This is a genomic window from Streptomyces sp. Ag109_G2-15 (genome assembly GCF_900215565.1).
GTDB lineage: Bacteria > Actinomycetota > Actinomycetes > Streptomycetales > Streptomycetaceae > Streptomyces > Streptomyces diastatochromogenes.
Genome location: NZ_OCNI01000001.1, coordinates 2510260 through 2524920 on the forward strand (window position 1 = coordinate 2510260; position 14661 = coordinate 2524920).

At 71.4% G+C, this 14661-nt stretch carries 13 protein-coding genes and 1 pseudogene; 8 read left to right on the forward strand and 6 right to left on the reverse strand.

The window, feature by feature from the left end; translation table 11 throughout:
- The first annotated feature begins 271 nt into the window (after positions 1 to 271).
- From CRP49_RS11015 to CRP49_RS47790, 6 genes are all read left to right on the forward strand, one after another.
- Positions 272 to 2605: a bifunctional SulP family inorganic anion transporter/carbonic anhydrase gene (locus tag CRP49_RS11015; RefSeq protein WP_097253210.1), complete on the forward strand. Its 2334-nt coding sequence runs from the start codon at positions 272 to 274 to the stop codon at positions 2603 to 2605.
- 117 nt (positions 2606 to 2722) lie between these two features.
- Positions 2723 to 4678, forward strand: a complete 1956-nt coding sequence (gene acs, locus CRP49_RS11020; RefSeq protein ID WP_097253211.1) for an acetate--CoA ligase — start codon at positions 2723 to 2725, stop codon at positions 4676 to 4678.
- 208 nt (positions 4679 to 4886) lie between these two features.
- On the forward strand, positions 4887 to 6329 hold the full coding sequence (nhaA, locus tag CRP49_RS11025; protein ID WP_179851579.1) for a Na+/H+ antiporter NhaA: 1443 nt from the start codon (positions 4887 to 4889) through the stop codon (positions 6327 to 6329).
- Positions 6330 to 6408: 79 nt separating this feature from the next.
- Positions 6409 to 6897 carry a phage holin family protein gene (locus tag CRP49_RS11030; RefSeq protein ID WP_097253213.1) on the forward strand — a complete coding sequence of 163 codons (489 nt, stop codon included), beginning with the start codon at positions 6409 to 6411 and terminating at the stop codon, positions 6895 to 6897.
- Positions 6894 to 7829, forward strand: coding sequence for an alpha/beta fold hydrolase (locus CRP49_RS11035; protein WP_097253214.1), 936 nt, complete (start codon positions 6894 to 6896; stop codon positions 7827 to 7829). Before CRP49_RS11030 ends, CRP49_RS11035 begins: the two co-directional genes overlap by 4 nt.
- A 128-nt stretch (positions 7830 to 7957) precedes the next feature.
- Positions 7958 to 8137 (forward strand): hypothetical protein, encoded by a 180-nt coding sequence (locus CRP49_RS47790; RefSeq protein ID WP_097253215.1) that lies wholly within the window; start codon positions 7958 to 7960, stop codon positions 8135 to 8137.
- A 27-nt stretch (positions 8138 to 8164) separates the two neighbouring features.
- Here CRP49_RS47790 and CRP49_RS11045 read toward each other — a convergent pair whose 3' ends face one another.
- Genes CRP49_RS11045 through nth form a run of 3 tightly spaced genes read right to left on the reverse strand, consistent with a single transcriptional unit; the run spans position 8165 to position 10941 of the window.
- Entirely contained in the window at positions 8165 to 9364 is a 1200-nt protein-coding gene (locus CRP49_RS11045) for a MarP family serine protease (protein ID WP_094218444.1), read from the reverse strand.
- 13 nt (positions 9365 to 9377) lie between these two features.
- Positions 9378 to 10073: a CoA pyrophosphatase gene (locus CRP49_RS11050; protein WP_097253216.1), complete on the reverse strand. Its 696-nt coding sequence runs from the start codon at positions 10071 to 10073 to the stop codon at positions 9378 to 9380.
- Between the two features lie 52 nt (positions 10074 to 10125).
- Positions 10126 to 10941 (reverse strand): endonuclease III, encoded by an 816-nt coding sequence (gene nth, locus CRP49_RS11055; RefSeq protein WP_097253217.1) that lies wholly within the window; start codon positions 10939 to 10941, stop codon positions 10126 to 10128.
- 312 nt (positions 10942 to 11253) lie between these two features.
- Between nth and CRP49_RS11060 the strand changes: the two genes are divergently transcribed.
- Positions 11254 to 11928 carry a Crp/Fnr family transcriptional regulator gene (locus CRP49_RS11060; RefSeq protein WP_094218401.1) on the forward strand — a complete coding sequence of 225 codons (675 nt, stop codon included), beginning with the start codon at positions 11254 to 11256 and terminating at the stop codon, positions 11926 to 11928.
- 120 nt (positions 11929 to 12048) lie between these two features.
- Here CRP49_RS11060 and CRP49_RS47795 read toward each other — a convergent pair whose 3' ends face one another.
- The gene (locus CRP49_RS47795; protein WP_257033724.1) at positions 12049 to 12213 is read right to left on the reverse strand and encodes a hypothetical protein; all 165 of its coding nucleotides are present in this window, start codon (positions 12211 to 12213) and stop codon (positions 12049 to 12051) included.
- Here CRP49_RS47795 and CRP49_RS11065 point away from each other — a divergent pair.
- Positions 12139 to 12887: pseudogene (locus CRP49_RS11065) on the forward strand (nucleotidyltransferase domain-containing protein). The gene CRP49_RS47795 and the pseudogene CRP49_RS11065 sit on opposite strands and share 75 nt — an antisense overlap.
- A 42-nt stretch (positions 12888 to 12929) precedes the next feature.
- On the opposite strand, the gene CRP49_RS11070 reads toward CRP49_RS11065, so the two are convergent.
- Together CRP49_RS11070 and CRP49_RS11075 are read right to left on the reverse strand one after the other, a co-directional pair.
- Positions 12930 to 13760: an MBL fold metallo-hydrolase gene (locus CRP49_RS11070; protein WP_097253218.1), complete on the reverse strand. Its 831-nt coding sequence runs from the start codon at positions 13758 to 13760 to the stop codon at positions 12930 to 12932.
- The gene (locus CRP49_RS11075) at positions 13757 to 14638 is read right to left on the reverse strand and encodes an NUDIX domain-containing protein (protein ID WP_097253219.1); all 882 of its coding nucleotides are present in this window, start codon (positions 14636 to 14638) and stop codon (positions 13757 to 13759) included. Before CRP49_RS11075 ends, CRP49_RS11070 begins: the two co-directional genes overlap by 4 nt.
- Between the last annotated feature and the right edge of the window lie 23 nt (positions 14639 to 14661).

Sequence of the window (14661 nt, forward strand, 5' to 3'; positions counted from 1 at the left end):
GGGTTGAACCGACAGCGCCGCCAAGGTCGCACGGGGCCGAGAAGGAATTAGTACGACAAGCCGATGAAATGATCGCTTCACCCATCGGAGTGACCTAATGCGCCATTTGCCCCGAAAAGCTATGTATGACCTTTACTCTGCATTACGGTTCATTTACTAAGCGTTGATTTCATCCCGCCGCTGCACGCCGTGACCCCACGGCCGCGATCGAGCCCCCAACCCGCGGGGAACCCCCCAGTCCGCGACCGCGCCGCCCGGAGGAGACGGGACCATGTCAGCCTGCGCACCCCCTCGCACCCAGCACCCCCACCCACCCCACAGCCCCCCACAGGCCCCGCGCCGCCGCTTCCTCGTCGCGGGCGCCGACCTGTCCGCGTCCGTCGCCGTCTTCCTGATCGCCCTGCCCCTGTCTCTCGGCATCGCCCTCGCCACCGGCGCCCCGCTCCAGGCCGGCCTGGTCGCCGCCGCCGTCGGCGGGCTCGTCGCCGGCCGGCTCGGCGGCAGCCCGCTGCAGGTCAGCGGCCCCGCCGCCGGCCTCACGGTGGTCACCGCCGACCTGATCCACCGCTACGGGTGGCAGGCGACCTGCGGCATCACCGTCCTCGCCGGACTGGCCCAACTGGGCCTCGGCTGCCTGCGCGTGGCCCGCGGTGCGCTCGCCGTCAGCCCCGCCGTGGTGCACGGCATGCTCGCCGGCATCGGCGTCACCATCGCCGTGGCCCAGCTGCACATCGTCCTCGGCGGCAGTCCCGACAGCTCCGTGCTCGCCAACCTGCGTGCCCTGCCCGCCCAGTTGGCCGACCTGCACCCGGCCGCCGTGACGATGAGCGTGCTGACCCTGACCCTGCTGCTGGCCTGGCCGCGCATCCCCGGCCGCCTCGGCCGCCTGCTGCGCAGGGTCCCGGCCGCCCTGGTCGCCGTCGCCGGGGCCACTGCCACCGCCGCGCTGACCGAGCTGACCCTGCCCCGGGTCGACCTGCCGTCCTGGAGCAGCCACGCCCTGGCCGGGCTGCCCGAGGGCCCGGTGCTCGGCATCGCCGCCGCCGTGCTCACCACCACCCTGGTGTGCAGCGTGCAGTCGCTGCTCGGTGCGGTCGCCGTGGACAAGCTGGTCGCCGCCCGGACCGGGCCCCAGGCCCATGTCGGGCGCTCGGACCTCGACCGTGAGCTGCTCGGCCAGGGCGCCGCCAACATCGTCTCCGGGGCACTCGGCGGACTGCCGGTCGCGGGGGTGGCCGTGCGGAGTTCGGCGAATGTGAATTCAGGTGCCGTGAGCCGGAACTCCACGATGCTGCACGGCGTTTTCGTAGTAGTCGCCGCGCTGCTGATGGTCCCGCTCCTGGAGCAGATCCCGCTCGCCTCGCTCGCCGCCCTGGTGATGGCCGTCGGCATCCGGATGGTGTCCCTGCACCACATCCGCACGGTGACCCGCCACCGCGAAGTGCTGGTGTACGCCGCCACCACACTCGGCGTGGTGTTCCTCGGTGTCCTGGAGGGCGTGGCCCTCGGGGTCGCCGTGGCGGTCGCCCTCGCCCTGCACCGCCTCGCCCGCACCCGTATCACGCATGAGGAGAAGGAAGGAGTCCATCACGTACAAGTACGAGGCCAGCTGACGTTCCTCGCGGTGCCCCGGCTCAGCAGAGCCCTGCATCTCGTACCCCAAGGCGCCCACGCCGTCGTGGAGTTGGACGGGTCGTTCATGGACCACGCGGCGTACGAGTCACTGCAGGACTGGCAGAGCGCCCACACCGCGCGGGGCGGTTCCGCCGAGCTGGCGGGCCGGCGCAGCGGAGTCCGGACCGCCGACCCGGCCCTACCCGCGGTGTGCCGGTGCCGGCCCTGGACGCCCTGGCGCAACCACCAGGCCTGCTTCGCCGGGACCCCGTCGGCCCCCGCCGCCCCGGCATCCCATGAACTGGCCCGTGGCATCAGCTCGTTCCAGCGCAACACCGCCCCGCTGGTACGGGCGGAGCTGGCACGGCTGGCACGGGAGGGGCAGCGGCCCGCGCAGCTCTTCCTCACCTGTGCCGACTCCCGGCTCGTCACGTCGATGATCACCTCCAGTGGTCCCGGTGACCTGTTCGTCGTCCGCAACGTCGGCAACCTGGTGCCGCCGCCGGGGGAGGAGCACGGGGACGACTCGGTGGCGGCCGCGATCGAGTACGCGGTGGAGGTGCTCGGGGTCCGGTCCATCACGGTGTGCGGCCACTCCGGGTGCGGGGCGATGCAGGCGCTGCTGACCGCCGAGCCCGGTGAGCCGGAGACCCCGCTGAAGCGGTGGCTGAGGCACGGGCTGCCGAGCCTGGCCCGGATGGCCGGCGACCGCCGCGCCCGGCCCCGGCTGGCCCGGCGGGCACCCGCCGACGCGGTGGAGCAGCTGTGCCTGACCAACGTGGTCCAGCAGCTGGAGCACCTGCGGGCGCACGACTCGGTCGCGCGGGCTCTGGCGGCCGGGGAGCTGGAGCTGCACGGGATGTACTTCCACGTGGGCGAGGCGCAGGCGTATCTGCTCGGCGGGACCGGGGACGGCCAGGTGTTCGAGGACGTGAGGGAGGACGGGAGAGAGGACGGAAGAGCAGTGGAGGAGGTGCGCAGTCCGGTGTGAGCGGCCACCCATCAGACAGGTCTAAACCAATTTTGCCGTCGACCCTTGTCATCGGCCCCCCGTGTCTGATGAGCTGTGGCCTGGGACACAACGGACACCCTGGGAAAGGGAGATGTCGTGAGCAACGAAAGCCTGGCCAACCTCTTGAAGGAGGAGCGACGCTTCGCGCCGCCGGCTGACCTGGCCGCGCACGCCAACGTCACGGCAGAGGCGTACGAACAGGCCAAGGCTGACAGGCTCGGCTTCTGGGCCGAGCAGGCCCGCAGGCTGACCTGGGCCAAGGAACCGACTCAGACGCTGGACTGGTCGAACCCGCCGTTCGCGAAGTGGTTCGAGGACGGCGAGCTGAACATCGCGTACAACTGCGTGGACCGGCATGTCGAGGCCGGGCACGGGGACCGGGTCGCCATCCACTTCGAGGGCGAGCCCGGCGACAGCCGCGCGATCACCTACGCGGAGCTGAAGGACGAGGTCTCCAGGGCCGCCAACGCGCTGCTGGAGCTGGGCGTCCAGAAGAGCGACCGGGTCGCGATCTACATGCCCATGATCCCCGAGACCGCGATCGCGATGCTGGCCTGCGCCCGTATCGGCGCCGCGCACTCGGTCGTCTTCGGCGGCTTCTCGGCCGACGCGCTCGCCACCCGGATCCAGGACGCGGACGCCAAGGTCGTCATCACCGCCGACGGCGGCTACCGGCGCGGCAAGCCCTCCGCGCTCAAGCCGGCCGTCGACGACGCGATCGACCGGGTGGACAACGTGGAGCACGTGCTCGTCGTCCGCCGTACCGGCCAGGAGGTCGCCTGGAACAGCGAGCGGGACGTCTGGTGGCACGAGCTGGTGGAGCGGCAGTCCGCCGAGCACAGCCCGGAGGCGTTCGAGGCGGAGCACCCGCTGTTCATCCTGTACACCTCCGGTACGACGGGGAAGCCGAAGGGCATCCTGCACACCTCCGGCGGCTATCTGACGCAGGCGGCGTACACGCACCACGCGGTGTTCGACCTCAAGCCGGAGACGGACGTCTACTGGTGCACGGCGGACGTCGGCTGGGTCACCGGGCACTCGTACATCGTGTACGGGCCGCTGGCCAACGGCGCGACGCAGGTCATGTACGAGGGCACCCCGGACACCCCGCACCAGGGCCGGTTCTGGGAGATCGTGGAGAAGTACCGGGTCACGATCCTCTACACCGCGCCGACCGCGATCCGTACGTTCATGAAGTGGGGCGACGACATCCCCGCGCAGTTCGACCTGTCGTCCCTGCGGATCCTCGGCTCGGTGGGTGAGCCGATCAACCCCGAGGCGTGGGTCTGGTACCGCAAGCACATCGGCGCCGACAGGACGCCGGTCGTGGACACCTGGTGGCAGACGGAGACGGGCGCGATGATGATCTCGCCGCTGCCCGGCGTGACCGAGACCAAGCCCGGTTCGGCGCAGCGCGCGCTGCCCGGCATCTCCGCGACCGTCGTCGACGACGAGGCGAACGAGGTGCCCAACGGCGGCGGTGGCTACCTGGTCCTCACCGAGCCGTGGCCGTCGATGCTGCGCACCATCTGGGGCGACGACCAGCGGTTCATCGACACCTACTGGTCGCGGTTCGAGGGCAAGTACTTCGCCGGTGACGGCGCGAAGAAGGACGACGACGGGGACATCTGGCTGCTGGGCCGGGTGGACGACGTCATGCTGGTGTCCGGGCACAACATCTCCACCACCGAGGTGGAGTCGGCGCTCGTCTCGCACCCGTCGGTCGCCGAGGCGGCCGTCGTCGGTGCCGCCGACGAGACCACCGGCCAGGCCATCGTCGCCTTCGTCATCCTGCGCGGTACGGCGTCCGAGGACGACAAGCTGATCGGCGAGCTGCGTGACCACGTCGGCGCCACGCTCGGCCCGATCGCCAAGCCGAAGCGGATCCTGCCGGTGGCCGAGCTGCCGAAGACCCGCTCCGGCAAGATCATGCGCCGGCTCCTGCGGGACGTCGCCGAGAACCGCCAGCTCGGTGACGTCACCACGCTGACCGACTCCACGGTCATGGACCTCATCCAGGCGAAGCTCCCGGCGGCGCCGAGCGAGGACTAGGGCCTACGGCGGAAGGGGCGCCCGGCGGAACACACACGCCGAGCGCCCCTTTTGTACATAACGCGCATATCGTGCAGATCACCGGATGCATCCCGCGTCAACCTTAGGTAAACTAAACAAAGCCCACAACGCGAAACGATCCTCAAGGTGTGCCGGGAAGCCTGGTCGGCATGTGCTCCCGCCTGCCCACCCACCGGAGGTCCCCGCCGTGGCCGCGCCCCGCATCCCGAACACCGCCCGCAAGGTCCTCGGACGCCTGTCCCTGCCCGAGCGGACCTTCGTCGCGGACGCGCTGCGCACCGAGACCGTCGGCGGTGTCCTGCTGCTCGTCGCCGCGGTGGCTGCGCTGGTGTGGGCGAACATCCCCGCCCTGCACCACAGCTACGAGGCGGTCAGCCACTTCCACTTCGGCCCAGCCGCCCTCGGCCTGAACCTGTCCGTCGCCCACTGGGCCGCCGACGGCCTGCTCGCCGTCTTCTTCTTCGTCGCCGGTATCGAGCTCAAGCGCGAGCTGGTCGCCGGGGACCTGCGCGACCCCAGGGCGGCGGCGCTGCCCGTGGCGGCCGCGCTGTGCGGGATGGCCGTACCGGCGCTCGTCTACACCCTCACCAACCTCACCGGGCACGGCTCCACCCAGGGCTGGGCGGTGCCCACCGCCACCGACATCGCCTTCGCGCTCGCCGTCCTCGCGGTCATCGGCACCTCGCTGCCCAGTGCCCTGCGCGCCTTCCTGCTCACCCTCGCGGTCGTCGACGACCTGTTCGCGATCCTGATCATCGCGATCTTCTTCACCGACCGGATCAACTTCGCGGCGCTCGGCGGGGCCGTCGCCGGACTGGTCGTCTTCTGGCTGCTGCTGCGCAAGGGCGTACGCGGCTGGTACGTGTACGTGCCGCTGGCCGTCGTCGTCTGGGCGCTGATGTACAACAGCGGCGTGCACGCCACCATCGCCGGCGTGGCGATGGGCCTGATGATGCGCTGCACCACCCGTGAGGGTGAGGAGAGCTCGCCGGGCGAGCACATCGAGCACCTGGTGCGGCCACTGTCGGCCGGTCTCGCCGTACCGCTGTTCGCGCTGTTCAGCGCCGGAGTGTCGGTCTCCGGCGGGGCGCTCGGGGATGTGTTCACCAAGCCGGAGACGCTCGGGGTGGTGCTCGGGCTGGTCGTCGGCAAGACGCTCGGCATCTTCAGCGGCACCTGGCTGACCGCGCGCTTCACCCGGGCCTCGCTCAGCGAGGACCTGGCCTGGGCGGACGTCTTCGCGGTGGCCGCCCTCGCCGGGATCGGCTTCACCGTCTCGCTGCTCATCGGCGAGCTGGCCTTCGCGGGCGACGCGGTGCTGACCGACGAGGTGAAGGCGGCCGTCCTCACCGGATCGCTGATCGCGGCCGTGTGTGCCACGGTGCTGCTGAAGATACGCAACGCCCGCTACCGCAGGCTGTGCGAGGACGAGGAGCGCGACGACGACCGGGACGGCATCCCGGACGTCTACGAGCAGGACGACCCGGCCTACCACCTGCGGATGGCGGACATCTTCGAACGCAAGGCCGCCGAGCACCGCCGTATCGCCGCCGAGAAGGCCGCCGCGGCGCGCCACGGGCTTCAGGAAGTGCCGGGCGGGGCAGGCGAGGAGGACGGTCGTCCGGCATGATCTGACGAGACGGTACAAATCAAGACGGCCTTCGAGACGGCCGTCAAGACGGCAGACAAGACTTCAGAGGGAGAACGCGATGAGCGCACCCGACGGCAGCCCGGTCGGCGCCGAACGCAGCATCGGCCAGCTGTTCGCCTCGGCGACGACCGAAATGTCGGCGCTGGTGCACGACGAGATCGCGCTGGCCAAGGCCCAGCTCAAGCAGGACGTCAAGCGCGGCGCGACGAGCGGCGGCGCGTTCGCGGCGGCCGGCATGGTGCTGCTGTTCTCCCTGCCGATGCTCAACTTCGCTCTGGCGTACGGCATTCGGACCTGGAGCGGCTGGAACCTCGCCATCTGCTTCGTGCTGTCCTTCGCGGCGAACGTTCTGGTCGCCGGCCTGCTCGCGCTCATCGGCATGATGTTCGCGAAGAAGCTCAAGAAGAGCCAGAGCCCGCAGATGGTCGCCGCGTCGATGAAGGAGACGGCGGGCGTCCTGCAGAACGCCAAGCCGCACCCGCGCCCGGAGCTGCCGCAGGACCGGGCGCCCGAGGCCATCGAGGCTGTGGCACGCTCGTCGTCATGACGGAGCCCGCCGCGGCATCGGCCGTAAGGATCGACCTCCCCCACGGGGAGAAGGTCACGCACCGGGACGTCGCCGCCAATGGCGCGCGTTTCCACATCGCCGAACTCGGCGACGGCCCCCTGGTACTGCTGCTGCACGGCTTCCCGCAGTTCTGGTGGACGTGGCGGCACCAGCTGGTCGCGCTCGCCGACGCGGGGTACCGGGCGGTGGCCATGGACCTGCGCGGCGTCGGCGGCAGCGACCGCACCCCGCGCGGGTACGACCCGGCCAACCTCGCCCTGGACGTCACGGGCGTGATCCGCTCGCTCGGAGAGCCGGACGCCGCGCTGGTCGGCCACGACCTGGGCGGCTATCTGGCGTGGACGGCGGCGGCGATGCGGCCCAAGCTCGTACGACGGCTCGCGGTCGTCTCGATGCCGCACCCCCGGCGCTGGCGCTCCGCGATGCTCCGGGACGCCCGGCAGACGGCCGCCAGCTCCTACATCTGGGGCTTCCAGCGGCCGTGGATCCCGGAGCGTCAGCTGACCGCCGACGACGGCGCGCTGGTGGGCCGTCTGATCCGGGAGTGGTCCGGCCCACGGCTGCCGGAGGACGCGGACGTGGAGACGTACCAGCGGGCCATGTGCATCCCGTCCACCGCGCACTGCGCGATCGAGCCGTACCGCTGGCTGGTGCGCTCGCTGGCCCGCCCGGACGGCATCCAGTTCAACCGCAGGATGAAGCGCCCGGTCCGGGTGCCGACACTCCATCTGCACGGCTCACTGGATCCGGTGACCCGGACGCGCAGCGCGGCCGGCTCGGGCGAGTACGTCGAAGCCCCGTACCGCTGGCGCCTGTTCGACGGCCTCGGGCACTTCCCTCACGAGGAGGACCCGGCGGCCTTCTCCTCCGAACTCATCAACTGGCTCAAGGATCCCGAGCCCGATCGGTGACCGGTTCGATGCGTGGAGTATCCGGTTCCTGAACAGTTGTCCCTCGAACGGCCACATGCCTGCCGCATAGGCCAATTGGGGGGCGCGGAGGCGGTTATCGACCTTGGGGCAGGGGCACACGTCGGGGTATGGGCTGGACGCACGACTACAGTGACGCACCCCGCAACCGCCGCTCGGCCGCAGGGCCTGGCTCCTCACAGCGCGGCGCTCCGCAGCTCGCGGAGGCGGACCTCAGGGTGGGAATTCCGCGCATCCTGCGCCGCCGGGCCCGCTGGGTCTCCGTGCGCCTGCGTCACCCGCGCGGCTGAACCTCGCGGGACGCTTCCCCAACCCCCTTACAGGGCACAGCTGTCGGTGCCCACCTGCTCGTTCGCCGTACGCCCCTGGGCGATGTCCTGCCGGATCTCGTCGGCCGTGAGCGCGTAGCCGGTGTCGGCGTCGTCGAGGGACTTGGCGAACACCACGCCATACACCTTGCCGTCGGGCGTGAGCAGCGGGCCGCCGGAGTTGCCCTGGCGGACGGTGGCGTACAGGGAGTAGACGTCGCGGCTGACCGTGCCGCGGTGGTAGATGTCCGGGCCGTTGGCCGTGATGCGCCCGCGCACGCGCGCGGCTCGGACGTCGTACGAGCCGTTCTCCGGGAAGCCCGCGACGATCGCGCCGTCGCCGCCGGCCGCGTCCTGGTTGGTGAACCGGAGGGCGGTCGCCTTCAGGTCCGGTACGTCGAGGACGGCGATGTCGCGCTTCCAGTCGTACAGGACGACCTTCGCGTTGTACTTGCGGCCCTCGCCGCCGATCTGCACGGAGGGTGCGTCGACGCCACCGACCACGTGCGCGTTGGTCATGACGCGGCGGTCGGCGAAGACGAAGCCGGTGCCCTCCAGGACCTTGCCGCAGCTCTGGGCGGTGCCGGTGACCTTGACGATGGACCGCTGGGCCCGGGTGGTCACCGGGCTGTTCGCCAGGGCCGGGTCGGGCGGCTCCACGTCCTTGATCGGCTCGTTGGAGAAGGGGCTGAAGACCTGCGGGAAGCCGTTCTGCGCGAGGACCGAGGTGAAGTCCTTGAACCAGGTGTCGGCCTCGGCGGGCAGCGCCTCCGACACGCCCAGGAGCACCTTGGAGTTGCGGACCTCCTTGCCCAGGGTCGGCAGCGTGGTCTGGGCGAGGGCGGAGCCGATCAGCCAGGCGACGAGCAGCATCGCCACGACGTTGACCAGGGCGCCGCCGGTGGCGTCCAGGGCGCGGGCCGGGGACCAGGTGATGTAGCGGCGCAGCTTGTTGCCCAGGTGGGTGGTCAGGGCCTGGCCGATGGAGGCGCAGACGATGACGACGACCACGGCGACGACGGCGGCGGTGGTGCCGACCTCCGCGTTGTCGGTCACGGCGTCCCAGATGACGGGCAGCGTGTACACGGCGACGAGACCACCGCCGAGGAACCCGATCACCGACAGGATGCCGACGACGAAGCCCTGGCGATAGCCCACGACCGCGAACCACACGGCGGCGACCAGCAACAAGATGTCCAGCACGTTCACGGACGACACCCTGTCATGACCGCCAGTCGAGCGGGACCTCGTTCTCCCTGTTCCAGGGGCGCTCCCAGCCCGCGAAGTGCAGCAGGCGGTCGATCACTCCGGCCGTGAATCCCCAGACCAGAGCCGATTCGACCAGGAATGCCGGGCCCCGGTGACCACTGGGGTGGACGGTGGTGGCGCGGTTGCCGGGGTCCGTGAGATCCGCCACGGGGACGGTGAAGACACGGGCGGTCTCGTTCGGGTCGACGACGCCGACCGGGCTGGGCTCGCGCCACCAGCCGAGCACGGGCGTGACGACGAAGCCGCTGACCGGGATGTAGAGGGCGGGCAGGACGCCGAAGAGCTGCACGCCGGCGGGGTCGAGGCCGGTCTCCTCCTCGGCCTCGCGCAGCGCGGCCCGCAGCGGCCCCTCGCCGTGCGCGTCGCCGTCCTCCGGGTCGAGGGCGCCGCCGGGGAAGGACGGCTGGCCGGCGTGGGAGCGCAGGGAGCCGGCCCGCTCCATGAGCAGCAGCTCGGGGCCGTGCTCGCCCTCGCCGAACAGGATCAGCACCGCCGACTGGCGGCCCGAGCCGTTCTCCGGCGGCAGGAAGCGGCTGAGCTGGAGCGGCTCGATCGTCTCCGCCGCCCGCACCACCGGGTCCAGCCAGCCCGGCAGGCCCTTCTTGCTCAGCGTGACCGGACCCTTGTGCGTGTCGTGCGTGTACGTCATCGCCACCCCCGTCCTGCCGTGTCCAACGCCCGAGGGCCCCGAGATCGTTCCGTCATCCGGCCCCCAGCGGCGGCGCCGGCTTGCCCCCCGCGTCCAGGTAGGCCTGCGGAGGGTTCAGACGCTGACCCGGATAGCCGCCCTTCTCGTACTTCAGGAGCTTCTTCGCCTTCTCCGGGTCGGTCTCGCCCTCGCCGTAGGCCGGGCAGAGCGGGGCGATGGGGCAGGCACCGCAGGCGGGCTTGCGGGCGTGGCAGATGCGGCGGCCGTGCCAGATCACGTGGTGGGACAGGTCGGTCCAGTCGCTCTTGGGGAACAGCGCGCCGACAGCCGCCTCGATCTTGTCGGGGTCGGTCTCGTCGGTCCACTGCCAGCGCCGCACCAGCCGCTGGAAGTGGGTGTCCACGGTGATGCCCGGCCGCCCGAAGGCGTTGCCCAGGACCACGAAGGCGGTCTTGCGGCCGACGCCGGGCAGCTTGACCAGGTCCTCCAGCTTTCCGGGCACCTCGCCGCCGAAGTCCTCGGCGAGGGCCTTGGAGAGCCCTATCACCGACCGGGTCTTGGCCCGGAAGAAGCCACAGGGGCGCAGGATCTCCTCGACCTCCTCCGGGTTGGCGACGGCCAGGTCCTCGGGGGTGGGGTACTTGGCGAAGAGCGCCGGGGTGGTCTGGTTGACGCGCAGGTCGGTGGTCTGGGCGGACAGCACCGTGGCGACCAGCAGCTGGAAGGGGTTCTCGAAGTCCAGCTCGGGATGGGCGTACGGGTAGACCTCGGCCAGCTCTCGGTTGATCCGGCGGGCCCGGCGGACCAGTGCGGTGCGGGACTCGTTGGCAGCCGGTTTTTTGCGAGGTACCTTTTGTCCTGATTTCACGCTTTTATTACTTCCGCCAGAGGCTTGTTCGCCCACGGCGGAATCCCGACGTACAACCACCCGCCCAGCCCCCTTGGCCTGTGCTCTCACCGGCGTTTTGGACACCCGGCCAGCCTAAAGCCACGCACTGACATCCGCCCCGGACCCGGAAGATCAGCCCCCGATTGGACCCCTGCCGCTTACCTTGGGACACCTGTGCGGCATCCTTGTGACAGATCACACTGTTTGGACCGTCCGGCAAAATGGGGAGCACGGTCCCCTGGTACCAAGGGGGAGCAAGATCCCCTGAGCAGGTCGACAAGGAGAGAACTCGTGGACGACGTTCTGCGGCGCAACCCGCTCTTCGCGGCTCTCGACGACGAGCAGGCCGCGGAGCTTCGCGCCTCCATGAGTGAGGTGACCCTCGCACGCGGCGACTCGCTGTTCCACGAGGGAGACCCCGGCGACCGGCTGTACGTCGTCACCGAGGGCAAGGTCAAGCTCCACCGCACTTCCCCCGACGGCCGCGAGAACATGCTCGCCGTCGTCGGCCCCAGCGAGCTGATCGGCGAGCTGTCGCTGTTCGACCCGGGCCCGCGTACGGCGACCGCGACCGCGCTGACCGAGGTCAAGCTGCTCGGTCTCGGCCACGGCGACCTCCAGCCCTGGCTGAACGTGCGCCCCGAGGTGGCCGGCGCCCTGCTGCGCGCCGTCGCCCGCCGCCTGCGCAAGACCAACGACGCCATGTCCGACCTGGTCTTCTCCGACGTGCCCGGCCGTGTGGCGCGGGCCCTGCTGGACCTCTCCCGCCGCTTCGGCGTGCAGTCCGAGGAGGGCATCCACGTCGTCCACGACCTCACGCAGGAGGAGCTGGCCCAGCTGGTGGGCGCCTCGCGCGAGACCGTGAACAAGGCGCTGGCGGACTTCGCCCAGCGCGGGTGGCTCCGCCTGGAGGCGCGGGCGGTCATCCTGCTGGACGTCGAACGGCTCGCCAAGCGTTCCCGCTGAGGTGTCTGGGGGCTGCCGCCCCCAGGCCCCCGCTGTCGGCCTGAACGGCCTCGTCCTCGATCGCCGGACGGGCTGATCGTGCTCACCGGCGCCGAAAAACAAGCGGCTCGACCGCTCCCCTCAGGGCACAGTGAGCCCATGCCCGAACCCCCCGTCCCGCACGGCCTCGACGCTCAGGGCTTCATCGAGCGCGAGGGCTCCCTCGCGCGCGTGCCGCACGCGTTCCGTCCGGTCGTGGCCGCCGCGCGCGACCGGCTGCTGGACGTCTTCGGGACGCGGCTGCACAGCGCCTACCTCTACGGGTCGATTCGCGCGGCACCGCGCGCGTGGGGCGCAGCGACCTGGACCTGCTGGTCGCCCTGCTCGACGAGCCCGCCGACGCCGACCGGGAGACCGTCCGTGTCCTGGGCGAGGCGCTCGACAAGGAGTTCGCGCAGATCGACGGCGTGGGCACGCTGCTGTACAGCCGGGCGCGGCTGCTGAGCGACCTGGAGACGTACGACCTCGGCTGGTTCGTGGCCTGTCTGTGCACCCCGTTGCTCGGGGACGACCTCGCCGAGTACCTGCCCCGCTACCGCCCCGGCTCCCTGCTCGCCCGGGAGACCAACGGCGACCTCGCGCTGCTCCTCCCCCGCTGGCGGGAGCGGATCGCCGCCGCCGGGGATTCGGAGGAGGCCAGGCGGCGCCTGGTGCGCTTCATGTCCCGGCACCTGGTCCGCACGGGCTTCACGCTCGTCATGCCCCGCTGGAACGGCTGGACCAGCGAGCTGCGCGAGATGGCCGAGGTGTTCGGCGCGTACTACCCCGAGCGGGCCACCGAGCTGCGCAGGGCGGCGGAGTACGGCTACGAGCCCGCCGGCGACCCGGACGTCCTGCGGTCGTACGTGGACGACCTCGGCCCCTGGCTCGCCGCGGAGTACGCGCGCGTGCACGGCGTCAAAGCCCCACGGCCGGACTAGAGGAGGCCCCACGGCCGGATCAGCGGAAGCCCCGCTGCCGGACTAGATCAGCCCGTGCTCCCTGAGATAGTCCATCTGGGCCCGCACCGACAGCTCGGCCGCCGGCCACAAGGAGCGGTCCACGTCGGCGTACACGTGCGCGACGACCTCGGCCGGGGTGCGATAGCCGTCCTCTACGGCCGTCTCGACCTGGGCGAGGCGATGGGCGCGGTGGGCGAGGTAGAACTCGACCGCGCCCTGGGCGTCCTCCAGGACCGGCCCGTGGCCCGGCAGGACCGTGTGCACGCCGTCGTCCACGGTCAGGGACCGCAGCCGGCGCAGGGAGTCCAGATAGTCCCCCAGGCGGCCGTCGGGATGCGCCACGACGGTCGTACCGCGCCCGAGGATGGTGTCGCCGGTCAGCACGGCCCGGTCGGCCGGGAGATGGAAGCACAGCGAGTCCGCGGTGTGCCCGGGGGTCGGTACGACCCGCAGCTCCAGGCCGCCGACGCTGATCACGTCCCCGGCGGCCAGGCCCTCGTCACCGAGCCGCAGCGCCGGGTCGAGGGCACGCACGCGCGTGCCCGTCAGATCGGCGAAGCGGGCGGCGCCCTCGGCGTGGTCGGGGTGGCCGTGGGTGAGCAGGGTGAGGGCGATCCGCTTGCCGGCCTTCTCCGCCGTGTCGACGACGTTGCGCAGATGGGCGTCGTCCAGCGGGCCCGGATCGATCACCACGGCCGACTCGGAGTCGGGCTCGGTGACGATCCAGGTGTTGGTGCCGTCCAGGGTCATCGCGGAGGCGTTGGGCGCCAGCACGTTGACGGCCCGTGCGGTCGCGGGGCCCGAGAGCACACCGCCCCGGGGCTGGCCGGGCAGGGCTGCTGCATCCGTCATGCGGGGCCTCCACCGGTGCTCGGAGCGGTCGGGATGTGCTTGGTGAACTCGTCGTGCCCCGGCCAGGACAGCACGATCTCGCCGTCCTCCAGACGAGCGCGCGCCAGGACCGGGGTCATGTCGCGCGCGGGCGCGGCGGCGAGCGCCTCGGCGGCGGTGGGGTGCGGGAGCAGCTGGCGCAGGGTGGCGATGGTGGGCGGCATCATCAGCAGCTCACCCTTGTCGTACCCGGCCGCGGCCTCCTCGGGGCGGATCCACACCGTGCGGTCGGCCTCCGTGGAGGCGTTGCGGGTGCGCTGCCCCTCGGGGAGGGCGGCCACGAAGAACCAGGTGTCGTAGCGGCGGGCCTCGAACTCCGGGGTGATCCAGCGGGTCCAGGCACCGAGGAGGTCGGAGCGCAGCACCAGGCCGCGGCGGTCGAGGAACTCCGCGAAGGAGAGGTCGCGGGCGACGAGGGCGGCGCGGTCGGTCTCCCAGTCGTCCCCGGTGGTGTCGCCGACGACGGAGTCCGGGTCGGGGCCGGCGAGCAGGACGCCCGCCTCCTCGTACGTCTCCCGGACGGCCGCGCAGACGATCGCCTGGGCGCCGGCCTCGTCGACGCCGAGCCGGTTCGCCCACCACGCGCGCGTGGGGCCCGCCCAGCGGACCTGACGGTCGTCGTCACGCGGGTCGACACCGCCACCGGGGTACGCGTACGCGCCTCCGGCGAAGGCCATGGAGGCACGTCTGCGCAGCATGTGGACGACCGGGCCGGCCGCCGTGTCCTTCAGGAGCAGCACCGTGGCCGCGCGCCTGGGGGACACCGGGGTGAGGGTTCCGTCCGCGAGCGCGCGGATGCGGTCCGGCCACTCCTGGGGGTACCACTGCCCATTCGCCATGGCCGGAGGCTATCCCGTGTAGG